A 22,700-nucleotide genomic window follows, 5' to 3' on the forward strand; every position below is an offset into this window, starting at 1 on the left:
ATGCCGCTTCCTGCCCCACCCCTGTTTGTCCCCATGACAATGCCGCGAGGGGAGACGCCGCCGTCTCCCCTTGCTTTCCTCCCTTTTCCGCTACCGGACAAACCCTCCTCTACACGCAATGATCGCGCCGTGCGTCGTCAGACTCCCGTGACGGGCGCCCGGTGGGCTCAGCGGCCCTGGCGCATGGCGCCGGCGATTTTTTCGACATTGCCGCGGAACATGTCGATGTAGGTCGGCGCCGGGCCGTCCTGGGCGGAGAGGGCGTCGGAGTACAGGGCCCCGCCGACGGCGACCTTGCTTTCCCTGGCGATCTGCTCGATTAGCCGCCGGTCGCTGATGTTTTCGACAAAGACCGCGGTGATGTGTTCCTTGTTGATCTGGCGGATGAGTTGTTTCACATCGCCTGCCGACGGTTCACTGGCGGTGCTGACGCCCACGGGCGAGAGAATCTGGATGCCGTAGGCGTCGCCCAGATAGCCGAAGGCGTCATGGGAGGTGATCATCCGCCGCTGCCGGTCGGGGATGGCCGCGAACTGCTCTCCTGCCCATGTCGCCAGCGCGGTCAGTTCGGCCAGATAGGCCGTCTCCGCCTGCCGGTACGCCGCCTCGTTGACCGGATCGGCCTCGATCAGCGCCTTGGCGATGTTCTTGGCGTACAGCTTGCCGTTGTCGATGTTCTGCCAGGCATGGGGATCGATGTCCGAATCTCCGTGGGCGTGGCCGTGATCATGGCCGTGCTCGTGTTCGTCTTCCTCGGCCATGGTGCGCGGCTTGACGCCGTTACTGGCCACGATGATTTTTCCCTTGTAGCCGGATGCCTTGATCAGGCGATCCAGCCAGCCCTCGAAGCCCAGGCCGTTGACCACGACCAGATCGGCGTTGCCCACGGTTTTGGCGTCGGCCGGGGTCGGTTCGTAGACATGGGCGTCGCCGTCCGGCCCCACCAGGGTGACGACCTGCACCTTGTCACCGCCGATATGGGCGACGATGTCACCGAGAATGCTGAAACTGGCGACCACCTTGAGCGGTGTCGCGGCCGAGGCGGTGCCGTCGAGCAGAAAGAGACCGAGCAGCATGGCTGCTATCCGAGTGACGATGGACATAATTTTCCTCCTGTGTTTGCTTGTGGTTAGCCGGTTAAATGGGGGCCTGACCGATACCGGCTCAGCAGGCTGCCCTTTGCGCCGAAAAGGAGCGAGAACGCGTAGCAGCATCCGGCGACGAGAATGATGGCCGGGCCGGACGGCAGATTGCAGTGAAACGACAATAATAGGCCGGAATAACCGGAGAAGAACGCGATGACCACGGCGATCAGCGAGGCCGACCAGAAATGCCTGCCCCAGAAATGGGCGGCCGCGGCCGGCAGCATCAGCATGCCCACGGCCATCAGGGTGCCCAGGGCGGTGAATCCGGCGACCAGGTTCAGGACGACGAGCACCAGGAAAATGGAGTGCATGGCGCCGCCGTGGCCGCCCACGGAGCGCAGAAAGTCGGGGTCGAAACATTCGACGATCAGCGGCCGGTAGATCAGGGCCAGGGTGAACAGGGTAAGGGTGGCGATGGCCGCGACCAGGATAAGCGCCGGGTCGTCGACGGCGAGGATGGTGCCGAACAGCACATGGATCAGGTCGATGCTGGTGCCGCGCATGGAGATGATCAGCACGCCGACGGCGATGGCGACCAGGTACAGGGCGGCGAAGCTCGCATCCTCGCGCAGGGTGGTGCAGCGCGAGACCGCCCCGGCGATCAGGGCCACCAGCAGGCCGGCGACCGCGCCGCCGATGGTCATGGCGTACAGGGACAGGCCGGAGAGGAGAAAGCCCACCGCGGCGCCGGGCAGCACCGCGTGGGACAGGGCGTCGCCCATCAGGCTCATGCGCCTGAGCACGAGCAGCATCCCCACGGGGCCGCAGCCCAGGGCCAGGGCCAGGCAGGCCGCCAGGGCGTGCCGCATGAAGAGGAATTCCCCGAACGGCGCGATGAACAGGGCGAACGGATCGCTCATGCCGCCTCCTGCCGGCAGATGGCGGCCGACTGGTCCCAGGCCTCGGACATGGTCCGCGCCCGGTCGAGGTGCGCTGCGGTCAGGACCTGCCGGGTTTCCCCCCAGGCGATCATTTCGCGCGCCAGCAGCAGCGTTTGCGGAAAGAAATCCCGGACCAGGGCGAGGTCGTGCGCCACGACCAGGATCGTACGGCCCTCGGCGTGCCAGCGCCGGACCACTTCCAGCAGGTCGGCCGTGGTCTGCTGGTCGATGCCGTTGAACGGCTCGTCGAGGACGAGCACCGGCGCGTTCTGCAGCGACATCCGGGCGAACATCACCCGCTGGAACTGGCCGCCCGAAAGCTCGTTGACGGTCCTGGTCTCAAAACCCGCGAGGCCAACGGTGAAAAGCGCTTGTGTGACCCTGTCCCAGTGGGTACGCTGCATGCCGGCGAACATGCCGATTTCCTGCCACAACCCCAGGAGCACGGTGTCGAGCACGGTGATCGGGAAGCTGCGGTCCGCCTCGAGATGCTGCGGCAGGTAGGCGATGTCCTTCGGTTTCAGGCCGCCCCGGTCGATGGCGCCGGCCAGTGGCCGCAGAAAGCCGGTGATGCCCTTGAGCAGGGTGGTCTTGCCCGAGCCGTTCGGCCCGACGATGGCCGTCATGGTTCCGGATGCGAAGACGCCGGAGAGGTGGTGGACGGCGGGATGCCGCTCATAGCCGAGGGTCAGGTCGTGCAGGGTGATGGCGGGCATGGACCGGTTCATTGAGGGGCCAGGGCCCAGAGGACGACGGTCCACAGCACGAGCGAGACGCCGGCGGCGACGAGCAGGCGACCTGCCGCGCCGCAGGCCAGCGGCGAAAAGGGGTGTCGGGCGCGGGCCCTTTCAGCCTGAGGCGGGTACTGTCGATGGGTCATGAGAAGTAAATGAAAATTTTTTTATTCTATAAGAGAAAGTGGTTAGCCTGTATCCGGTGATTTTTCAGCGGTCGTTCTGCAATTTTATCTTTAAATATATTGTTATATTGTATAGATATAAAAAATGACGCTGCTTGGCGCGCAACGATTTTTACAGTACTGTTAACGAGAAATTATGTCAATAAAGAACGAGGGGAGCCTGCTGTCGAAGGAAGAACTCAAGGCCCTGTTCAACCGGACGGGGTTGCGGTTCACGCCGCAGCGGGAGGCGGTCTGGCGGCTCTTTGAAGCGCACCCGAACGGGTTGACCGTGGCCGAGGCCACGGCCATACTGTCCGGGCGCGGCATCAGCCAGACCACGGTGTACAGGACGGTGGGCGCCCTGCAGGAGTTGGGCTGCCTGAAATGGGTGCACAACCAGCTCGGCGAGCACAGATTCGTGGCCTCGCGGCCGGGACATTCGCACCTGCTCGTGTGCAGATCGTGCGCAAAGGCCGTGGAGTGCACGGATTGCGACCTGTCGGTCCTGGAAAAGCTCATCGCCCAGAAGACCGGCTTTGCGGTGGAGGGGCACCACCTGGAATTCTACGGCCTCTGCCCGGATTGCGCATGAACGGAGATCAACTCGCTCCTCTGCCGGTCTATCGGCCCGAGGCGCCGCCGGTGCGGTCCGGCCTGACCCTCGAGTTGTCGTGGCTGGCCGGGCTCCTTTTCCTGGCCGTGGCCTTCCTGCTCCTGCTGCTCGGGCAAACGCCCGGCTGGAAACATCTGGTCGGCAGCGTGGCCATCAATTTTCTGGCCATGGTGGTGGAGGCCATGCCCTTCATGCTGATCGGTTCGCTGGTGGGCGGGCTCATCGAGGTGTTCGTGCCGGTTGCCTGGGTGGAGGGCGTCGTGCAGCGCCACCGTTTCGGCGCGGTGTTCGTCGCCGGCGCCATGGGACTGGTCTTTCCGGTGTGCGAATGCGCGGTGGTGCCGGTGATCCGCCGCCTGCTCGGCAAGGGCGTTCCCTTTGGCGCGGCCATCGCCTTCCTGCTCGGCGGCCCCATCGTCAATGTCCTCGTGGCCGCGTCCACCGCCGTGGCCTACAGCTTCGACTGGAGCGTGGTGGCCCTGCGCCTGGGCTGCGGCTACGGCATCGCCGTAGTCATCGGTCTGGCGTTGAGCCGTTGGTTCACCAACGACAACGCTCTGGTCCGCGAGGCACGGCCCCGGCTGAACACATGCTGCGGGCACGACCACTGCGGCCATACCGAGTCCCGGCCGGGCCTGCCGGCACGGCTCTGGCATGCGCTCGGCCATGCCAGCGACGATTTTTTCAGCGTGGGCTTCTATCTGATCATCGGCACCTTCATCGCCGCTTTTGTCCGCAGCGTGGCGACCATGGACCTCTTCACCCATTTCCTGGCGGCCCCGTGGCTGGCCATCGTGCTGATGATGGCCATGGCGGTGGTGCTGAATCTGTGCAGCGAGGCGGACGCCTTCATCGCGGCGAGCTTCAGGGGGTTGTTGCCGGCAAGCGCCCAACTGGCCTTCATGGTGCTGGGGCCGATGTTCGATCTCAAGCTGCTGCTGATGTATTTCGGCATCTTCACCAAACGGGCGATCGCCGCGCTGGTCGCCGCCGTCCTGGGGACCGTGTTCGTGGTCATGCTGGCCGTGCACGCCCTCGTTCCCCTTGATTTCTGAGCATCCCATGATCACCAGACTGTTGCAGGCGGGCATCATGGCAGCCTGGGCCGTTTTTTTCCTGTGGCTGGTCGCCTTCGGCCAGAACGAACTGGCGCGGCTGCTGCATCCGCGGCTGTGGTGGCTGGTGCTGTGCGGCGCGTTCATCCTGGCGCTGTTTTTCGTCGTCGTCGCAAGCCGGCTGACCGAGCCGCATTCCGCCGGTCCGCTACGCTGGCAATGGCCGTCGTTCGTCATCCTGCTCGTGCCGCTGCTCTATTTCGTGCCGATGAAGACGGCGCGGTTCGACAGCCAGACCTTCCTCAGCCGGTCGACCTCGATCGAGGCCCCGTTCGAGCCCCCGGTCGGCGAACAGGACAGCGAGATCGTGCCCGACGATGCCGCGCTCCCGTCGCAGGAGGAAGCGGAGGAGGACGATGCCTCGTTCGGCCGGATCGCCCTCAACCCGCAGCAGTACGATGGCAAGACGGTGGAGGTCGCCTGCCAGACCCTGAACGACCAGCGCCTGCCCGACAATCTCTTCATCTGTTACCGGTTCAGAATCACCTGCTGCGCCGCAGACGCCCAGCCCGTTTTTTTGCTTGTCGAAAAGGGCGCGGCTGCGGCTGCGCCGGCCAACGACTCGTGGGTCAAGGTGAAAGGGCCGCTCTCGATCCGCCAGATGGAGGGCATGCGGTTTGGCCTGATCAAAGAGGCGACCGTCACGCCCGGCAAGGAACCCATCTTTCCGTTCGTCTTTTGACGAATTGTTTTTGGTTGGACACGCCGCAGCGGCATGACCGCAGGAAAGCATGCGGCCGGGCCGAACAGACCCTTGCGGACGATCGGCCGGACCGGGTATGCTGCCCTCCTCAACCGCGTTGCGACAGCGGGGCGGCCGGTCGGCGACCGTCCCCGTGGATCGCCAGGAACCCCGCGCCCAATCGCCCATGCCCGTATCGCCCGCAGCCCCGCCCTTCACCCGCGCCGCCCTGGCCGTGCTGTTCGAACGCTCGAATTTCCATGCCTTCCAGAAACCCGGCGCCCCGTCCCACTACTGGGCGCCCCTGATATCCGCCTGTGCCGGCGCCCGGCGGGACGAGATCTTTTTCCTCACCCCGGACGATATCCAGGTCATTGAGGGCGCATATTTTTTCCGGCTCCGGGCCACCGGTTCCCGGCACGGCGGTCCGGCCGCCCCGGTCCGCCTCGTCCCGGTGCATCCCCTCCTGATGCGGCTGGGCCTGCCCGACTTTGTCGAAGAGCGGCGGCAACGCCATCCGCAGGAACGGCTCTTTTCGGAATACAAGGCGGGCCAGGAGCACGCCGGCCTGCTCTTTTCCCGGGCCTTTGTCCAGTGGATCAGGTCGACCGCGGCCCGCCTGCCGGAGGAGCGGCGGCACCTGTTTGCCGACGATTTCCATTTTCCCTCGCTACGGGCGCTGTTCGCCGTCGAGGCCCGGCGCGTTGGCGTGAGCGAAACCGTGGCGCGGGCGATCCGGAACACGGAAGGCAGAACGGAGACTCTTGCCGACGAGGAGCGGCAGTGGTGCGCCCGCGCCGTTGCCGAAATGGCGCGGATCGAGATCGAGACCTGCTTCCCGACGCTCTTTCCCTATCGGGAACTCATGGCATGAGTTCTCGCCCATCGCCTTCTTTGGACAGCCCCGCCTATGCACCCCGCGATTTTTGACACCTGGACGGAGCGGTACGACAGCTGGTTCGCCACGCCGGTCGGCCGGCTGGTCAGGGACTACGAGGCCGATCTGCTGCTCGACTTCCTCGATCCCCGGCCCGGCGAGCGGCTCCTCGACGCCGGCTGCGGCACCGGCATCTTCACCCTGGACGTCCTCGCCCGGGGCGCTCTGGTGACCGGCATCGACCTGTCGCTCCCCATGCTGGCCGGGGCGATGGCCCGCACCAGGGGCTCCGGTTTCGCCGGCCTGTGCGCCGACATCTGCGCCTTGCCCTTTGCCGACAACAGTTTCGACCGGGTCTTCTCCATGACCGCCATCGATTTCATCGCCGACGGCGGCCGGGCCATGGCCGAACTGAACCGGGTCGTCCGGCCGGGCGGCCGCGTGGTCGTCACCACCCTCAACAGTCTCGGGCCGTGGGCGGAAGAGCGCAGGCGCAAGGGCCGGGCCGGCCACGATCTTTTCGCCCGCATTCATTTCCGCTCCCCGGCGGCGATGCGCGCCATAGCGCCCGGTCCCTGCGTGGCCAGGACCGCCATCCATTTCCGCCGGGACGAATCCCCGGAGGCCATCCCGGAAATCGAGCGGCGCGGCCGCGACCAGAACCTGGACACCGGCGCCTTTGTCGCGGTCCGCTGGGACAAGGCATGAGGTGGTGCAGCCGGCGTCTCCTTTTTTCTCCGCGAGCAGGAACATATTGACTAGGGGCCTGTTTTTTTATAGGAAACGAAAAGATGCGTGTTGATTTCGCGGTGCCTGCGAAGACGGCTGGCGGCTCTCGCGGCAGGAGCCGCGAGAATGTTGTTTCGCCCCACGACGCGATGATCCTGGCGAAACCGGACCGGAGCCCTGCTGCTTTCTCCGGTTATCCGTGCCGCTGTTGGCCTTCGGCTTATTGAAACTATCCGGGATTGTTTATGTACGACGTCTTCAGCCTGCCTGCCATCCGTTTTCCCGAGGGTTTTCTGTGGGGCAGCGCCACTGCCGGCCATCAAATCGAGGGCGACAACATCCATTCCCAGGCGTGGCACAACGAGCAGCAGCCGGATTTCTATCGGGACGATCCGAAGCGCGCGACCCGCGCTCCTTCCGGCAAGGCCTGCGACCACTACCGGCTGTACCGCGAGGATGTGGAACTGCTCGCCTCGCTCGGCCACCGGGCCTACCGCATGTCCATCGAGTGGAGCCGGATCGAGCCGGCGGAGGGGCGTTGGGATCACGAGGCCCTGGCGCATTACCTCGATCTGCTCGAGCGGCTGGCGGGCAAGGGCATCCACATCTTCGTCACCCTCCACCACTTCACCCATCCCCTCTGGTTCGAACGGCTGGGCGGCTTCGGCGTGGCGGACAACCGCCGCTTTTTCGAACGTTACCTCGCCTTCCTCCTGCCGAAGATCAGTCCCTTGGTCAGCGGCTGGAACGTGATCAACGAGTTCAACCAGTGGGGCGGCCTGACCGCGGGACCGGCGATCGCGTCCCTCAAATTCAACATGCTGCGGGCGCACGCCCTGGGCTACCACCTGATCAAGCGGCATTCGCAGGCCCCGGTGAGCAGCGCCCACGCCTTTGTCCACTGGTTTCCGCGCCGGTTCCACGACGACCTCGACCGGCGCATGACCGCATTCGCCGACTTCGCCACCAACGAGTTCTTCTTCCATGCCCTGCGCACCGGTGAGCTCGTCTATCCGGGCGTGGATGCCGAGTACGACCCGGACGTGAAGGGCGCGCTCGACTGCTGGTCGGTCAACTACTACACCCGCCACATGATCGATGCCCGCCGGGCCGGCCTGGAAGGGCCCCGGTTCCGCCACAAGGAGCTGCGCATGATCCCGATGCGCTTCTATCTGGAGGAGATGTATCCGGAGGGGCTGATCGCCAACCTGGAGCGGCTGCGCGACTATCCGGTCTATATCACCGAGAACGGCTGCTGCGCCGACGACGACCGCTTCCGCATCGTCTACCTGGCGCTGCATCTCTCCGCGCTGCACGAGGCGCTGGAGCGCGGCGTGGACGTGCGCGGCTACCTGTACTGGTCGCTCATGGACAACTACGAGTGGACCACCTTCATCCCCCGTTTCGGCCTGGTGGCCGTGGACTTCCAAACCTTCCGGCGCACGCTCAAGGCCAGCGCCTTGTTCTACCGGGAGGTCATCCGGGACAACGGCTTCAGCGGCGAGACGGTGCGGCGCCATCTGGATGCCCTGCCCACCCTGCCCCAGGACAGCACATGATTGCGGCGCGCGTCCGCGCCCCGGCCCGCGGTCAATCCCGCTCCATGCATCAATCCATGAGGCAACATGCTTGCATCAAACAATTTTTTCATTGAATTCCTTCGGCTGGCGAGGCAGTTCTGGTGTTCGGAACACAAGCTGAAGATCCGGGGCACCATCCTCCTCCTGGCCGCCCTCACCGTGCTGCAGATGGTCATGGCGGTACTGATGACCCAGTGGAGCGCCGATCTGTTCAACGCCCTGGAGGAGCACTCCATGCGCGGGCTCATCATCCAGGTCGGCCTGCTGATCGTCCTGTTTCTCGCCGACCTGGTGCTGACCGGAACGCACCTGGTCACCAAACGCAATCTGCAGGTTTCGTGGCGCGACTGGATGACCGAGCATGTCTTCTCCCGCTGGATGGACGCCGGCCGCCATTATCTGATCACCCCGCTGCCGGGCGAGCACGACAACCCGGACGGCCGCATCGCCGAGGATTGCCGCGTCGCCACCGAGTCGGCGGTTATCCTGGGGCATTCGCTTTTGTACAGCATCCTGCTGCTGGTCGGCTTCACCGAGGTGCTCTGGTCCCGCTCCGGGGTGGTGACGCTCGACCTGGGTTTCGCCCAGATCCCCATTCACGGGCATCTGGTCTGGATCGCGATCGTCTACTCGGCGCTGGCCTCCTGGTTCGGCTGGCTGCTGGGCCGGCCGCTCACCGGCGCCACCAACGCCCGCCAGTCGGCGGAGGCCAACTTCCGTGCCAGTCTGCTGGAGGCGCAGGAAAACAGCCAGGCCATCGCCCTGATCCATGCCGAGGCCTGCGAGCGGCGCCAGTTTCGCGGGCTGTTCGACAAGATCCGGGTGGTCTGGGACGCGCAAACCGCGGCCTGGCGCAATATAACGATGTTCGGCACGGGCTACGCCACCCTTTCCATGGCCTTCCCCATTCTGATTTCCGCGCCCCGCTACATCACGGAAAAAATCACCCTGGGCGCCCTGGTGCAATCCGCCCAGGCCTTCCAACACATGACCGCGGCCCTTTCCTGGCCGGCCAACAACATGGGCGGGATCGCCGAGTGGCGCGCTTCGGTGGAACGCATCCTCAGCCTTTTGAAATCGCTGGAGAACGTGGATGCAGAGCTGGCCAAACCGGACCACCGCATTCAGGTGGTGTGCTCCGATCGGCCGGTGCTGGCGTTCCGCGATCTCAGAATCGGCAAATATGACGGCACGATCCTGACCCCTGAGATCACCATGGAGATCGGCAAGGGCGAGCACGTGCTGATCTCCGGCAACGCCTTCACCGGGGCGCGATTGTTCCGCGCCATCGCCGGCATCCGGCCCTGGGGCAGCGGTATCATCGAACTGCCCAGCCAGGGCCGCCTCTTCTTTATGCCGCCCCGGCCGTATCTGCCCACCGGCACCCTGCGCTACGCCATCGGCTATCCGTCCTCCCGCCGGGTCTTCACCCAGGAGCAGATCGAGCAGGCCCTGCGCCTGGTGGGCCTGGAACGCCTGATCGATCAACTCGATCAGCGGGAGCACTGGGCCAACATCCTCACCCCGGAGGAGCAGCAACGCCTGGGCATGGTGCGCCTGCTCCTCAACCGGCCCCAGTGGGTCTTCCTCCAGGAGTCCTTCGACGCCCTGGAGCCCGAGGACGAGAAGCGGATGATGCTCCTGATCTGCGAGCAACTCTCCGATACCACCCTGTTGGCGATTTCCCATTCGCCCAACGGGAGTTCCTTTTACACGCGCCGGCTGGCGCTCTGAGCAAACAACGCAACAGACAAATGTTGAGGAGATCCTCCATGGCGACTGCAACGGTTCACGAAAGCGGCGGCAGACTGCGCGGCGTCAATCTGGGCGGCTGGCTGGTGCTGGAAAAATGGATTACCCCCAGCCTGTTCGCCGGCCTGCGGGCCACCGACGAAACCACCTACTGCGCCGAACTGGGTGAGGCCGAGGCCACCCGGCGCCTGCACCATCACTGGAACACCTTCATCACCCGCGACGACTTCGCCTGGCTGGCCCGCGCCGGCATCAATACCGTGCGCCTGCCGGTCGGCCACTGGCTGTTCGGCAAGGACTACCCTTATCACCGCGCCTACGGCGAGACGCGCTATCCCTTCGTGGAGGGCGGATCGGCAATCGTCGACAAGGTCTTCCAGTGGGCCGGCGAGTTCGGCCTGCGGGTGCTGCTCGATCTCCATGCCGCGCCGGGCTGCCAGAACGGCTTCGACAACGGCGGCATCCTGGGCGTGTGCGAGTGGCACACCAGGGAAGAATACATCCGGCATGCCCTGGACGTGCTCGAGCGGCTGGCGCAGCGGTACGGCGGCCATCCGGCGCTGCACGGCATCGAGGTGCTCAACGAGCCGAGCTGGGACATCCCCACCGACCTGCTCAAGCGCTACACCGCCGAGGCCTATCACCGCATCCGCCGCCACTGCCCGCCCGAACGGGTGACCGTGGCGTTCCACGACGGCTTCCGCGACTTCCGCGAGTACGCCGGCTTTCTCCAGGAGCCGGAATTCCGCAACGTGGCCATCGACATCCACCGCTACCAGTGCTTCGTCCGTAGCGACCTCGACATGGACATCTTCGGCCACATCGGCAAGAGCGCCATCGATCTGCGCAACGAGGCCGACGAAATCGTCCGCGAGTCGGGCTATCAGGTCTACTGCGGCGAATGGAGCCTGGGGCTGGACCTGAAGGTGGTGTCGCTCTGGGCGGAGGGACCCTACAACCATGCCCTGGAGGGAATGGACGAGTTTCAGATGGCAACGGCCCTGCGCGGCTACGCCTCGGTCCAGTTGCTGGCCTTCGAGAAATACGCCGGCTGGTTCTTCTGGACCTACCGCACCGAAACCACTCCGGAGTGGAGCTACCGCGATTGCGTGGATCAGGGCATCATCCCCGATTTGGGCCGGCCGGAGCAGCTGGCGGGCGTCCGCACCATCATGGACCGGGCCGGGCAGGTGCCATGACACGGGCATCGCGGCCATGATCAGGGTGATGAGCTTCAACATCCGGTACGGCCTGGCCGCCGACGGAGTGAATCACTGGCACCACCGCAAGCGCCTCGCCCTGGCCAGAATCCGGGCCTTCGGCCCCGACCTGCTCGGCCTCCAGGAGTGTCGCGACGACGAGCAGGCCGAATTCATCCGCCAGGGCCTGCCGGACTACCATTTCTTCGGGGTCCATCGCCAGGGCCCCGGCGACACGGCCCTGGAAATGGCGCCCCTGCTGTTCCGGAAGGCAGCGTTCGCGCTGCTCGACACAGGCTGCTTCTGGCTGAGCGAAACCCCGGAGATTCCCGGCAGCATGAGCTGGGACAGCGCCTATCCGCGCACGGTGAGCTGGGCCAGGCTGGCCTGCCGGACGACAGGTACGGTGCTCACCTATGCGAACACCCATTTCGACTACGAACCGGCAGCCATCGACGGCAACGCCCGCTGCCTGCGCCGCTGGCTCGATCAGGTCGGCAGCGGCACGCCGCTGATCGTGACCGGCGACTTCAATGCCGACAAGGCTTCGGCCGCCTACCGTCTGCTGACCGGCGACAACGCCCTGATAGACGCCTTCCGGCAGGTCCATCCGCACGGACAGGACGAAACCACCTACCACGCCTATGGCCGGGAAGAGGAGCGGGCTGCCATCGACTGGATCCTGGCCTCCGATCATTTCCGCGTGCTGGAAGCGCAGATCGACCGCACCCGCGAGGGTGCTCTCTTCCCCTCGGACCATTACCCCATCACCGCCGTGCTCGACTGGAAGACCTGAAAAAGCTCCCGGCCCGGTTTCCGCAGTCTCATGAAAAAAAGCACCCGGCCAAACGGACCGAGGTGTTTTTTCGTTGCTCAGCACAGGCAGGAAAGAAAGGCATGGTTTTGCAACGCCGGACAGCAGTATCCCAAACCGCTTGCCCACTTTTCCGGGAACGATTCTCTTCGCGACTGACGCACACAAAAATATTGCGCATGTGCCGAATCTGTGTTTTTTGTTTCATCACGTGCACATTGTCTGTTGTTTTGTAACAGTGTCCGCGCAACACTCTCCCCCTTACAATCAAATCAGCGAAAAACAGTAGAAGAAACAACTCCTTGCCGTTCAGCCAGGCGAGGGTCGTGGATAGGCGTATCTGAAGCCGTACTGCTCATCGGCCGCCACATTGTAGCTGGTGGCCCCCTGTGACATGCCACTGGAGTGCCCATGCGCTTGACAATGACATGTTCTCTCTCCCTCACGAAAACTGACGGTCTCGACTGCGCCCGCAGCCGAACCGCTTGCTTCACCACCCACAGAGTCACCCTGTCGTGTTGTCCCGTCACCGACCGGCAATACCGTTGCCAGCGGTCGGCGGCCAAAAGAAAAAACGACCGGTAAGCATCGGCGATGCCTCGGCATCCCGGTCACGCTGTCTGTTATATGTTGGCAACCACGCGGTCCAATTGAACAGAGGAGGTACAGGATGGCTTGCGCGAAGTTAGGCTCGGTATGTTTTCTTTTCCTCTTTGGCCCCGCCGCGGCCGCTCAGGCGGCGGCGCCCTCAGCCGACCCGGCCGCCGGGATGGCGTTTGTCCCGGTCAAGGGCGGCTGCTATCAAATGGGCGATTCGGTCGGCGATGGCGAGCCGAACGAACGACCGGTGCATGAAGTCTGCATCTCCGATTTTGCCATCGGCCAGACAGAAGTCACCAACGGCCAGTATAGAAAATTCCGGCCGCAGCATAACAGCGGCGCCGCCCAGGGAGCTTCCCTGGACGGCGACAACCAGCCGGTGGTCAACGTTTCCTGGGAAGATGCCGTGGCCTATGCCAAGTGGCTCTCCCAGCAAACCGGCCAGACCTATCGCCTGCCGACCGAAGCCGAGTGGGAATATGCCGCCCGGGCCGGGTCGAGCCACAGCCGCTTTTGGGGCGACAATCCCGACGAGGCCTGCACGTATGCCAATGTCGCGGACATGACGGCCAGGAAGCAATGGGCCAAATGGACGACCTTCGCCTGCGACGACGGTTATGCCGTGTCGGCGCCGGTGGGCAGTTTCGCGCCGAATGGCTACGGGATCAGGGACATGCTGGGCAATGTCTGGGAGTGGTGCGAGGATGTCTACAACAGCGAGGCCTACGCCAGGCTGCCGAAGAACAGTCCGGTCTACCAGGGCGCGGGTGAATATCGCGTCATGCGCGGCGGCGGCTGGAGTAACGGGCCCATGGGCATCCGCAGCTCGCACCGGGTCGGCCTCTCGCCCGACTTCGGCCATCATGCCCTCGGGTTCCGCCTGGTCAAAACCGGACCGTGAGGCACGATATGTCCGAACCCGCCGATTATCCCAAACGAAAACCCGGAGGAACAATGAAGAACAAGTGCCTTGGTTTGTTTCTTTTGCCGCTCAGCCTGCTCCTTCTCTTTTTCGCTCCGTCGACCGGCGACGCCACGGATGACAAGGTGGCGGACGACAAAAAAGGTTTCATCGGGGCGATCACCTGCAAGGACTGTCACGAAACCCAATACGAAACCTACGCCAAATCGGTCCACTTCCAAAAGTACATCAAGGGACCGCAGTCGCAGGATGCCTGCGAAACCTGCCATGGACCGGGCGCAGCGCATGTCGAGAAGGGCGGCGGCCGCGGCGTCGACATCTTCACCTTCGACAAGAACTCCGGCCATACGGCCGAGGAAATGAGCGCGGTCTGTCTCAAATGTCACGCCACCACGGCCAGGATGACCTTTTGGGATATGGGCCAGCACAAGAAGAACGATGTTCAGTGCACCTCGTGTCATACCATCCATGTGCAGCAGCGCACCAAGGTCGATCAGCTCGCGGTCTGTTTCCAGTGCCACCGCGACACCAAGGCGCAGGTCAGCAAGCAGTCCCGCCACCCGATCCTGGAAGGAAAAGTCAAATGCAGCGATTGTCACGACGTCCACGGCACCCTGTCCAAGGCGATGATCAAGGCGGAGACTCCCAATCTGCTGTGCTATACCTGCCACGCCGACAAACGCGGCCCGTTTGTCTGGGTCCATCCCCCGGCGGAAGAGAACTGCCTCATCTGCCATACCCCGCACGGCAGCCGTCATGAAAACCTCTTTGCCGACAGGATTCACGTGATCTGCCAGGATTGCCACGACGACGCCTCCCACCACGGCGCGGCCTATGACGCCACGTCGGGATTCGGTGGCGCCAACGTGAGCAACCGTTTTGTGGCGCGAGCCTGTGTTGAGTGTCATCACACCATGCACGGTTCGGTGAACTTCAGACGCTCTTTCAGTAGATAAGGAGGCGAGCCATGATAAAAAAGGTCTGCACCGCTTTGTCTTTACTGCCGTTTGCCGCCCTCCCGGTCTCCGCTGGAGCCGAGGAGGAAGCCTTTGTGTACCGGGGAGTGATTGAGGCCGGTGTGCAGGGCGTTGACGTCGACAGCAACAACAGCGCCAAGTTCCAGGAATATCGGGATCTTGACGACGGCTTTATCGGAAGCCTGCAATTCGATGCGCTGAAAGGGTCCTATTTCTTCCAGTTGGATGCCGCCAATCCCGGACTCGACGACCAGAGCCTCGACGTGCACGGCGGCAGATACGGCAAGTTCAAGTACAACCTGTATTTCGACGAGATGCCCCATAATTACTCGTTCAACGCCCGCTCCTTCTACCGGGGCCTCGGCACCAACCACCTGGTGGTCCCGGCGGATCCCACCGCCAATCCTCCCAATTCCTTCGAAACGAGCACGGACACCTGGTCGGTGTTCGATTACTCCGTGCAGCACAAGAAATACGGCGGCGAGGTGGAAGTCTCTCTTGCCACGCCGTACTACATCACCTTCGGGGTGGAACGGCGCGAACAGGACGGCATGCGGCCGTACAGCGTCCGCGAGAATATCGAGGCGCCTCAGCCGATATCGTACACCACGGACAACCTGAACCTGAAGGCCGGTTATCTCGGCAAAACCTTCTCCGCCTCGATCTCCGGATATATCAGCTCATTCGACAACGACTACAAATATCTGCTGTGGGACGACCCCAGCCCGACCGGCAACAGCATGGCCAACGTGACCCAGAATGCGGTCACGGACCCGGACAACAATTTCAGCAAACTGGCGGCCGATTTCAGTTGGCGGGGGCTGCCGCTCAAATCGGCCCTGGCGATGAGCGCCAGTTACGCCAATCTGTCCAACAGCGTCTCGGCCAACGAGATCAACGTCAACAGCGCCACCATGGCTGAGTTCGACAGGTTGAACCGGACGAATTTCGACGGCGACATCGACTATACCAATTTTTCGGCCGTCCTGGTTTCCGAGCCGGTGGAGAAACTGGATACCAGGCTCTACTACCGCTACCTGGAACGGGAAAACAATTCGAGCCGCATTTTCTACAGCACGGGCGAAGGCGACAATGCCAGGGAACTGCTGAGTTACGACAAGAACACCGCTGGGGCCGAACTGGGCTACCGGCTGCCGTACCGGACCAAGGCCAACGTCGGCTACGAGTACGAGAACATCGACCGCTCCACGCCGCTGCCCGCCTTTGTCGAAGCGCCGGAAACCTACTACCGCTACGACAAGCCGGAGTCCACGACCAACGACACCTTCTTCGCCAAGCTGAAGAACAACTGGTTGGGCTGGCTGAGCGCCTCGATCAAATACAAGCACCTGAAGCGGGATTCGGACTTCAGCGGCCTCGTGTACGATCCGTACCAGAATGTGGGCGTGATCCGGTTCGATGCCGCCAACAAGACCATGGACGAGGTGAAATTGGGGTTTGAATTCTCCCCGTTCGACCGGCTCGACTTCGGGGTGGATTGCACCTACCAGATGAACGATTACGACAACAGCCGCGAATCGCGTACCGACGACGAAAGAAAAAACATCTATTTCGACGTGGCCTGGCGATTTTTCAAGAAGGCCACGCTCAGCGGCTTCGTCGGCTTTGAGCACACCGAGACCGACGCCAACAGGATCACCAACCTGGAGGATGACCTCGCGCCGGTCTACGCCCAATACGTCGACGACGATTACTGGACCTACGGACTGGCGCTCACCCTGCCCGACATCGTCGACAAGCTGACGTTCAAGATTTCCTGGCAGTATCAGAAATCGGACGGCTCGGTGGAATACAACAACAGCCTCACCGGGACCGACCTGGTCAACATCGAGGATTCGGACGATTACACCAAGCAGACGCTGGAGGCCAGGGCCATCTACGCCTTTGACGCCAACTGGTCGGTGACCGTGGGCTATCTGTATGAGAAATTCAAGTTCAGCGATATCGCCTATGCCAATTATCAGTACATTCTCGACAACAGCGACTATTACAGCGGTGTCTATTACGACCAGAACTACACTGCCAATCTCGGCTATGTGATCCTCTCCTACAAATTCTAGCCAGCTGCGCTTTTCTCAAAAAGCGACAGCGCCGAACGAGGGCGAGGGGTGGCCGGGACGAGCCGCCTTTCGCCCTTTTCGTTTCTGTCGTCCCGCTTGATTCACGGTTGCCGGCACGGCAGGATCAGGCAAGAAAATGGCAGGATCGGCCATTCTTTTTTCACGGACCCTGCATTAGTTTTGTCGATGGACGTGCGGTCCGAAACGTTCCGCCGTGGCGCTGAACCAAAAAACAACGGTTCCGCCGATCCGAGGCGGAACGAGTGCCGATACTTTCGTTCATCACATTGGAGGCATCATGAGCATCCTGTTTTCCCCCATCACCCTGCGGTCGGTTGCCATGCGCAACCGCATCTTCGTTTCGCCGATGTGCCAGTACTCCTGCCAGGACGGCTTGGTCGGCATCTGGCACCTGGTCCATCTGGGCAGCCGGGCGGTCGGCGGCGCCGGCCTGGTCATGGTCGAGGCGACGGCCGTCAGCCCGGAAGGGCGCATCAGTCCCCAGGATACCGGCATCTGGGGCGACGCCCACGTCGACGCCTTCCTGCCCGTCACCCGTTTTCTTGCCGAACAGGGGGCCGTGGCGGGCATACAGCTGGCCCATGCGGGGCGAAAGGCGTCGTGCGCCGTGCCCTGGCAGGGGGGCAAGCCGATCCCGGCCGGTTCCGGCGGCTGGCAGACCCTGGCCCCCAGCGCCGTGCCCTTTGACGTGGGAGACCCGGTGCCCAAGGCTTTGACCGCGGACGACCTCGACGCCCTTGAGGTGCAGTTCCGGACCGCCGCCCGCCGGGCCCTGGCTGCCGGCTTCAAGGTGGTGGAGATTCACATGGCCCACGGCTACCTGCTCCACGAGTTTCTCTCGCCGCTTGCCAATCGGCGGGAAGACGAATATGGCGGCAACCTGGAGAACAGGCTCCGTTTTCCCCTGCGCATCGCCAGAGCGGTCCGGGCGGAATGGCCGGACGACCTGCCCCTGTTTGTCAGGATTTCCGCGACGGACTGGGTCGGGAACGGCTGGGATATCGAGCAGTCGATCGTCCTGGTCAAGGAACTCAAGAAGCTGGGCGTGGATTTCATCGACTGTTCGTCGGGGTTTGTCGTGCCGAACGAGCCCGTGCCCTTCGGGCCCGGATTCCAGGTGCCTTTTTCGGCCCGGATCAGAGCGGAGACAGGTATCGCCACCGGCAGCGTGGGCTGCATCACCGATCCGGCCCAGGCGGAGCAGATCGTCGCCACCGGCCAGGCCGATGCGGTCCTGCTGGCGCGGCAGTTCCTCCGCGACCCGTACTGGCCGCTGCATGCGGCCAAGGCTCTGGGCGTGGACATCCCGTGGCCGAATCAGTATCTTCGCGCCAAGTAGGCAGTCGTTACCTCGTCATGCGAGTGCACTCGGGCGTTGACCGGAACGCGCCATTGGGCAATAATGCGGCGGCCTTAGGGCCAGTTACCGGGCCGCCACTGGTTCCGGCCCTTTTCTCCGTAATTTTTTCTGATCATAAGGAGCAGTGACACCATGCCGACATCTCCGACCCTCCCCGTTCCGTATACATTGACAGGCCTGCCGGCCGACCAATGGCGGCTCGTCTGGCGCGACGAATTCCGGGGACCGGCGGGCACGCCGCCCGACCCCGCGAAATGGCAACACGATCAGGGCGGCTGGGGCTGGGGCAACCGCGAATTCCAGTATTACACCGATCGTGTCGAGAACGCGGCCCTGGACGGCGAGGGGAGCCTGGCGATCACGGCGCGGGCGGTAACGGAGGCCGAGCCTCTCGATGACGAATGCTGGTACGGTCCGTGCCGCTTCACCTCCGCCCGCCTGCTCACCCACAAAAAATTTTCGTTCACCTACGGGCTGGTGGAGGCGCGCATCAGGATTCCGTTCGGCCAGGGCATCTGGCCGGCCTTCTGGATGCTGGGGGAGAACTTCGCCGAAGTCGGCTGGCCTGCCTGCGGCGAGATCGATATCATGGAAAACATCGGCAGGGAACCGGACAAGGTGCACGGCACCGTCCACGGCCCCGGATACTGCGGCGGCAACGGCATCGGCGGCACGACCGCGCTGCCGGACGGGCAGCGGGTGACCGATGCCTTCCACGTGTTTGCCGTGGACTGGCGGCCGGACAGCATCCGCTGGTTCATGGACAACCGCCAGTATTTCGAGCTGAAGCGGGAGCAGATCCCGCCAGGTGCGCCCTGGCCGTTCGACCATCCCTTCTTTCTGCTGATGAACGTCGCCGTGGGCGGGGACTGGCCGGGTTCTCCCGATGAGACCACCACCTTGCCGCAAACCATGCGGGTTGATTTTGTCCGGGTCTTTCAGCCGGCCTGATCCGGGCGGTTGCGCCGATCCGCCGGCGGGGGAACGTCGCTGGCATCCGGAAAACGAATTTCTGTCTTTGCTTTTCCGTCGGATGAGCGAGGCAATGGAGTGTTCAACATCACTATATGAAGGAGAGTTGCATGAAGATGTATTATGAGCAGGATCTTCGCGAGGAAGCGATATTCGAAGTGGCAAAGAAAATAATGACGGCGGCGAGAACGGCTCCGAAAGGACACGGGGTGGATAATCTCGTCCTCGCGGTGCTGAAGGAGGATGGCATTGAGGCGGTCTCCAACAAATTAAAGGAAATGGCCCGCCGGGATAATCTACCCGATTACTTCGTGCGGGACGCGGTCAGCATCCGTTCGGCCTCGGCGATGGTCGTCTTTGGCACGAAAATAATGCCGATGGGCTTGCACCCCTGCGGCATGTGCGGTTTTGCCAACTGCGCCGAAAAGAGCAAGCATCCCGACCATCCCTGCGTGTTCAACACCGGCGATCTCGGCATCGCCATGGGGTCGGCCGCCAGCGTGGCCATGGACCACAGGGTCGACAACCGGATCATGTATACCGTGGGACAGGCTTTGCTGGAAATGGGCGTTTTCGGAAAGGATGTGAAGATAGTCTATGCCATGCCCCTGAGTGTCAGCGGAAAAAATCCGTTCATGGACAGGGATAAAGACGCGCTGCTCAAAAAAGCATGAAAAGCATGAAAAGCATGATCGTGCGGGCATGAAAGGGTGCCGCGGCGTAGTGTGCCCGTTTTGCCTTAGGGGATTCTAAGTTGACAATGGTTCTCAGCTTGCTTACCGTTGAATCAGGTCGCCCGCCACGCCGGCGGGAACGTGTTGAAAGCATGCTCCATTGCGGAGATTGCCCTCTCCATGGAGACTGACGGACCGGCACGAGAAACCGGTCAACAGGAGGATTACCATGAGCTACACATGCATGAACTGCGGCTCGACCGCGGATAATTCCAATGAACTCTGCAACCCGGCCAATGAGGAAATGGGCGCTGTATTCTGCACAACATCCACTGGTCAGGTCTGCGACGAAAAGCTGGCGGCCATGGAATATACGTGCGGGAGTTGCGGGGGGGTATCCTCGGATGCCGAACACCTCTGCAATCCGAGAAAAATCGTCCACATGCAGACCGACTGATCAGTTCGCCATTCGGCGATATCCATCCCTCTTTCCCGCCCCGCATCCCTGTTCCACAGAGGTGCGGGGCTTTTTTTTGCAGAAAAAAACCAAATTCAAACCGCCGCCCATTCCGGCCCGTTTCCAGCTTCGTTCCGATGCAACCTTCCGGTTTTCAATTTGTTTTTCTGCTGACAGCCTTGGCGGCCACCGGGTCGTGCCGCCGCCGTGATATCGTGATGCGCTTCATGGTGGACGCCGGATAAAAATCGAGCTATAGAAAAATCGATGCGCCCGCAAGGCGCACCTCCCATTTTCACCGCACAAGCAGAGAGTATTTTTGTCATTGCGACGAGCGCAGGCGGTTTTGCCGTTTGGCAAGCGTAGCGCGAAGAAATCCCGTCGTGGCAAGGAAATTTCTCGCTCCCGCCCGAAATGACCACGCCATCTTCTCTCTGATCGTCCTTGCGCGAATCACCTCGGTTGATTCGGAATGGGAAGAACACCAATGATCAACGGCAGGCGCGCGATCGCCGCCGTACCAACCGGGAGGGCTCCCCACACGAATCCCGCACGAATCCGTGCGTGGGGGTTAGAAATTCATTTCACAAGCGGATAGACTTATGTCAACTTCTACCTCTGACAGAACGTACCTTGATGCTGCCGAACGGATTTTTAAACATGTGGCTGAAAAAGTCGATGCCAACATCAGTATCCGGCTCTGGGATGGCTCCTTCATCCCCCTGGGCGAGAATGCGACGGAACAGTGGCATATTTCGATCAGCGGGCCGGATGTGCTGGGCGCGCTCTTGCGCAGGCCCACGCTGGAAAGCTTCCTCCGGCACTATGCCGCCGGCAATATCGATTTTCTTGGCGGCGACCTGATCGAGTTTTACGAAGTGCTGCGCAGCCGTGGCGCAAAAACCAGGGGCGTGAGTTCCGGACGGATCAAAAAGCGACTGGACAAGTGGTTTTTGCTCAAAAACGCGTTTCCCTTCCTGTTCGTGAAAGAGAGCGACCTCGGACTCACCCATCGCTATCAGGGCGACCACAAGGGGCGCATCAAGGCCGCCCGCGACGAGAAAGCGTTCATCCAGTTCCACTATGATCTTTCCAACGAGTTCTATAAGCTCTTCCTCGACCCGGAAATGCAGTATTCCTGCGCCTATTTCAGTTCCTGGACCGAGGAGCTGGCGCAGGCCCAGCAGAACAAGCTGGACATGATCTGCCGCAAACTCCAATTGCAGCCGGGGGATCGTTTCCTCGACATCGGCTGCGGCTGGGGCGGCTTGCTCTGCCACGCCGCCAAGGAATATCAGGTCATCGGCCACGGCGTCACCCTTTCGCAGAAACAGCATGATTTTGCCGTGGCAAAGGTGCAAAGGCTGGGGCTGGCGGACCGCGTCACCATTGAGCTGCGCGATTATCGCGAACTGACCGGTGAGTACGACAAAATCGCCAGCATCGGCATGTACGAGCATGTCGGCATAGCGAATTACACGACATATTTCACCAAGTTGAAGTCGCTGCTCCGCGAGCGCGGCATCCTCCTCAACCATGGCATCACCCGGCCGGCGAAGCGCAGCAAGTGGCAATTTTCGCGCCTCACGCCGGAGCGGCGGTTCATCCTCAAATATATTTTCCCCGGCACGGAACTGGACCATATCGGGCACACACTCTCCGAAATAGAGGCTTGCGGCTTTGAAGTGCATGATGTCGAGGGATGGCGGGAACACTATGCCCTGACCACCAGGTTATGGTGCCGGCGCCTGGAGGCCAGGAAAGAGGAAGCGATCGGGCTGGTCGGCGAGGAACGCTTCCGCATGTGGATCGCCTATCTCGCCGGGGTTTCCTTCGCCTTCCAGGACGGTTCGCTGGGCGTTTTCCAGACCGTGGCCACCAAGCGCGGGAAAAAAGACCTCTCCAACATGCCGCCCACCCGCGAGCATCTGTATCTGAAAAACACCTGATCGAAATCGACAGCCTGCAAACCCACAAAAAAGGTTCATCCGGCAAACGCGTACCTGGGGTTGGAAGGAGTTGTGGAAAAGTGACATGACATGAGCGATGTTGTTTGGTGACGAAACCCGACAACACAAAGGAGCTCAGCCATGTCACAAACACTTTTATATCATGCCCTTGGCATCAAGGGCGTCTCCTATCGCAGCACGCACGTTCTTGGCAATGCCCTTGTCTTCTCTGTTGAAACGACCAACCGCCATGTTGTCTGTCAGACCTGCGGACATCGGTATTGTCAGTTTAAAGGGCAGACCGTTCGATGGTTCCGCATGGCGCCGGTCGGCCGCAAGCAGGCTTTGCTGCAAGTGATCCTGCATCGGTTGCAATGCTCACGATGTCGATGTCTCTGG

The 22,700-nt window shown here is 62.3% G+C and carries 21 protein-coding genes and 1 pseudogene; 18 read left to right on the top strand and 4 right to left on the bottom strand.

Annotated elements, in window-relative coordinates:
* Window positions 1-167 precede the first annotated feature (167 nt).
* From Q362_RS0107480 to Q362_RS0107490, 3 genes are read right to left on the bottom strand one after another with little or no spacing between them, the layout of a single operon-like run.
* Entirely contained in the window at window positions 168-1,103 is a 936-nt protein-coding gene (locus tag Q362_RS0107480) for a metal ABC transporter substrate-binding protein (protein WP_035215967.1), read from the bottom strand.
* A gap of 26 nt (window positions 1,104-1,129) precedes the next feature.
* Window positions 1,130-2,005 carry a metal ABC transporter permease gene (locus Q362_RS0107485; protein ID WP_028318178.1) on the bottom strand — a complete coding sequence of 292 codons (876 nt, stop codon included), beginning with the start codon at window positions 2,003-2,005 and terminating at the stop codon, window positions 1,130-1,132.
* Window positions 2,002-2,742, bottom strand: coding sequence for a metal ABC transporter ATP-binding protein (locus Q362_RS0107490; RefSeq protein WP_028318179.1), 741 nt, complete (start codon window positions 2,740-2,742; stop codon window positions 2,002-2,004). Before Q362_RS0107490 ends, Q362_RS0107485 begins: the two co-directional genes overlap by 4 nt.
* A gap of 339 nt (window positions 2,743-3,081) precedes the next feature.
* Here Q362_RS0107490 and Q362_RS0107495 point away from each other — a divergent pair, with 339 nt between their 5' ends.
* The 16 genes from Q362_RS0107495 to Q362_RS0107570 all read left to right on the top strand — a co-directional run bounded on the left by Q362_RS0107495 (window position 3,082) and on the right by Q362_RS0107570 (window position 20,352).
* Window positions 3,082-3,519 (top strand): Fur family transcriptional regulator, encoded by a 438-nt coding sequence (locus Q362_RS0107495; protein WP_035215970.1) that lies wholly within the window; start codon window positions 3,082-3,084, stop codon window positions 3,517-3,519.
* Complete coding sequence (locus Q362_RS19665) at window positions 3,516-4,595, top strand: permease (RefSeq protein ID WP_051553870.1); 1,080 nt, start codon at window positions 3,516-3,518, stop codon at window positions 4,593-4,595. The genes Q362_RS0107495 and Q362_RS19665 overlap by 4 nt, the downstream gene beginning before the upstream one ends.
* A 7-nt stretch (window positions 4,596-4,602) precedes the next feature.
* Entirely contained in the window at window positions 4,603-5,337 is a 735-nt protein-coding gene (locus Q362_RS0107505) for a TIGR03943 family putative permease subunit (RefSeq protein ID WP_028318181.1), read from the top strand.
* Window positions 5,338-5,434: 97 nt separating this feature from the next.
* A complete protein-coding gene (locus tag Q362_RS0107510; protein ID WP_157469952.1) occupies window positions 5,435-6,211 on the top strand; it encodes a site-specific integrase in 777 nt (258 codons plus the stop codon).
* A 36-nt stretch (window positions 6,212-6,247) separates the two neighbouring features.
* The gene (locus Q362_RS0107515; RefSeq protein WP_028318183.1) at window positions 6,248-6,922 is read left to right on the top strand and encodes a class I SAM-dependent methyltransferase; all 675 of its coding nucleotides are present in this window, start codon (window positions 6,248-6,250) and stop codon (window positions 6,920-6,922) included.
* Between the two features lie 266 nt (window positions 6,923-7,188).
* Window positions 7,189-8,502, top strand: a complete 1,314-nt coding sequence (locus tag Q362_RS0107520; protein ID WP_028318184.1) for a glycoside hydrolase family 1 protein — start codon at window positions 7,189-7,191, stop codon at window positions 8,500-8,502.
* A 66-nt stretch (window positions 8,503-8,568) separates the two neighbouring features.
* Window positions 8,569-10,257, top strand: coding sequence for an ABC transporter ATP-binding protein/permease (locus tag Q362_RS0107525; protein WP_028318185.1), 1,689 nt, complete (start codon window positions 8,569-8,571; stop codon window positions 10,255-10,257).
* A gap of 38 nt (window positions 10,258-10,295) precedes the next feature.
* Window positions 10,296-11,474, top strand: coding sequence for a glycoside hydrolase family 5 protein (locus Q362_RS0107530; protein ID WP_028318186.1), 1,179 nt, complete (start codon window positions 10,296-10,298; stop codon window positions 11,472-11,474).
* Window positions 11,475-11,502: 28 nt separating this feature from the next.
* Window positions 11,503-12,270 (top strand): endonuclease/exonuclease/phosphatase family protein, encoded by a 768-nt coding sequence (locus tag Q362_RS19670; protein ID WP_211248459.1) that lies wholly within the window; start codon window positions 11,503-11,505, stop codon window positions 12,268-12,270.
* Window positions 12,271-12,958: 688 nt separating this feature from the next.
* On the top strand, window positions 12,959-13,789 hold the full coding sequence (locus tag Q362_RS19675) for a formylglycine-generating enzyme family protein (RefSeq protein ID WP_084312426.1): 831 nt from the start codon (window positions 12,959-12,961) through the stop codon (window positions 13,787-13,789).
* A 53-nt stretch (window positions 13,790-13,842) separates the two neighbouring features.
* Window positions 13,843-14,766, top strand: a complete 924-nt coding sequence (locus Q362_RS19680; protein WP_051553874.1) for a DmsE family decaheme c-type cytochrome — start codon at window positions 13,843-13,845, stop codon at window positions 14,764-14,766.
* Window positions 14,767-14,777: 11 nt separating this feature from the next.
* On the top strand, window positions 14,778-16,868 hold the full coding sequence (locus tag Q362_RS0107550; protein ID WP_028318187.1) for an MtrB/PioB family outer membrane beta-barrel protein: 2,091 nt from the start codon (window positions 14,778-14,780) through the stop codon (window positions 16,866-16,868).
* A 298-nt stretch (window positions 16,869-17,166) separates the two neighbouring features.
* The gene (locus tag Q362_RS0107555; protein ID WP_028318188.1) at window positions 17,167-18,228 is read left to right on the top strand and encodes an NADH:flavin oxidoreductase/NADH oxidase; all 1,062 of its coding nucleotides are present in this window, start codon (window positions 17,167-17,169) and stop codon (window positions 18,226-18,228) included.
* Window positions 18,229-18,381: 153 nt separating this feature from the next.
* Window positions 18,382-19,200 (top strand): glycoside hydrolase family 16 protein, encoded by an 819-nt coding sequence (locus tag Q362_RS0107560; protein WP_051553876.1) that lies wholly within the window; start codon window positions 18,382-18,384, stop codon window positions 19,198-19,200.
* Between the two features lie 131 nt (window positions 19,201-19,331).
* Window positions 19,332-19,895, top strand: coding sequence for a ferredoxin domain-containing protein (locus Q362_RS0107565; protein ID WP_028318190.1), 564 nt, complete (start codon window positions 19,332-19,334; stop codon window positions 19,893-19,895).
* Between the two features lie 229 nt (window positions 19,896-20,124).
* Window positions 20,125-20,352, top strand: a complete 228-nt coding sequence (locus tag Q362_RS0107570; RefSeq protein WP_028318191.1) for a hypothetical protein — start codon at window positions 20,125-20,127, stop codon at window positions 20,350-20,352.
* A gap of 95 nt (window positions 20,353-20,447) precedes the next feature.
* Here the strand turns inward: Q362_RS0107570 and Q362_RS23495 are convergent, their stop codons facing one another.
* Window positions 20,448-20,837, bottom strand: coding sequence for a hypothetical protein (locus Q362_RS23495; RefSeq protein ID WP_157469954.1), 390 nt, complete (start codon window positions 20,835-20,837; stop codon window positions 20,448-20,450).
* A gap of 177 nt (window positions 20,838-21,014) precedes the next feature.
* On the opposite strand from Q362_RS23495, the gene Q362_RS0107580 reads away from it, so the two are divergent.
* Together Q362_RS0107580 and Q362_RS24225 are read left to right on the top strand one after the other, a co-directional pair.
* Window positions 21,015-22,301 carry an SAM-dependent methyltransferase gene (locus Q362_RS0107580; protein ID WP_211248460.1) on the top strand — a complete coding sequence of 429 codons (1,287 nt, stop codon included), beginning with the start codon at window positions 21,015-21,017 and terminating at the stop codon, window positions 22,299-22,301.
* 141 nt (window positions 22,302-22,442) lie between these two features.
* Window positions 22,443-22,700: pseudogene (locus Q362_RS24225) on the top strand (hypothetical protein); the annotation flags it as partial.

Source organism: Desulfobulbus elongatus DSM 2908, from assembly GCF_000621145.1.
Classification (GTDB): Bacteria; Desulfobacterota; Desulfobulbia; order Desulfobulbales; family Desulfobulbaceae; genus Desulfobulbus; species Desulfobulbus elongatus.

Excerpts from the sequence above, each read along its gene's own strand:
- Q362_RS0107480 (WP_035215967.1), bottom strand. The coding sequence starts at position 1,103 with ATGTCCATCGTCACTCGGATAGCAGCCATGCTGCTCGGTCTCTTTCTG.
- Q362_RS0107485 (WP_028318178.1), bottom strand. The coding sequence starts at position 2,005 with ATGAGCGATCCGTTCGCCCTGTTCATCGCGCCGTTCGGGGAATTCCTC.
- Q362_RS0107490 (WP_028318179.1), bottom strand. The coding sequence starts at position 2,742 with ATGCCCGCCATCACCCTGCACGACCTGACCCTCGGCTATGAGCGGCAT.
- Q362_RS0107495 (WP_035215970.1), top strand. The coding sequence starts at position 3,082 with ATGTCAATAAAGAACGAGGGGAGCCTGCTGTCGAAGGAAGAACTCAAG.
- Q362_RS19665 (WP_051553870.1), top strand. The coding sequence starts at position 3,516 with ATGAACGGAGATCAACTCGCTCCTCTGCCGGTCTATCGGCCCGAGGCG.
- Q362_RS0107505 (WP_028318181.1), top strand. The coding sequence starts at position 4,603 with ATGATCACCAGACTGTTGCAGGCGGGCATCATGGCAGCCTGGGCCGTT.
- Q362_RS0107510 (WP_157469952.1), top strand. The coding sequence starts at position 5,435 with ATGCTGCCCTCCTCAACCGCGTTGCGACAGCGGGGCGGCCGGTCGGCG.
- Q362_RS0107515 (WP_028318183.1), top strand. The coding sequence starts at position 6,248 with ATGCACCCCGCGATTTTTGACACCTGGACGGAGCGGTACGACAGCTGG.
- Q362_RS0107520 (WP_028318184.1), top strand. The coding sequence starts at position 7,189 with ATGTACGACGTCTTCAGCCTGCCTGCCATCCGTTTTCCCGAGGGTTTT.
- Q362_RS0107525 (WP_028318185.1), top strand. The coding sequence starts at position 8,569 with ATGCTTGCATCAAACAATTTTTTCATTGAATTCCTTCGGCTGGCGAGG.
- Q362_RS0107530 (WP_028318186.1), top strand. The coding sequence starts at position 10,296 with ATGGCGACTGCAACGGTTCACGAAAGCGGCGGCAGACTGCGCGGCGTC.
- Q362_RS19670 (WP_211248459.1), top strand. The coding sequence starts at position 11,503 with ATGAGCTTCAACATCCGGTACGGCCTGGCCGCCGACGGAGTGAATCAC.
- Q362_RS19675 (WP_084312426.1), top strand. The coding sequence starts at position 12,959 with ATGGCTTGCGCGAAGTTAGGCTCGGTATGTTTTCTTTTCCTCTTTGGC.
- Q362_RS19680 (WP_051553874.1), top strand. The coding sequence starts at position 13,843 with ATGAAGAACAAGTGCCTTGGTTTGTTTCTTTTGCCGCTCAGCCTGCTC.
- Q362_RS0107550 (WP_028318187.1), top strand. The coding sequence starts at position 14,778 with ATGATAAAAAAGGTCTGCACCGCTTTGTCTTTACTGCCGTTTGCCGCC.
- Q362_RS0107555 (WP_028318188.1), top strand. The coding sequence starts at position 17,167 with ATGAGCATCCTGTTTTCCCCCATCACCCTGCGGTCGGTTGCCATGCGC.
- Q362_RS0107560 (WP_051553876.1), top strand. The coding sequence starts at position 18,382 with ATGCCGACATCTCCGACCCTCCCCGTTCCGTATACATTGACAGGCCTG.
- Q362_RS0107565 (WP_028318190.1), top strand. The coding sequence starts at position 19,332 with ATGAAGATGTATTATGAGCAGGATCTTCGCGAGGAAGCGATATTCGAA.
- Q362_RS0107570 (WP_028318191.1), top strand. The coding sequence starts at position 20,125 with ATGAGCTACACATGCATGAACTGCGGCTCGACCGCGGATAATTCCAAT.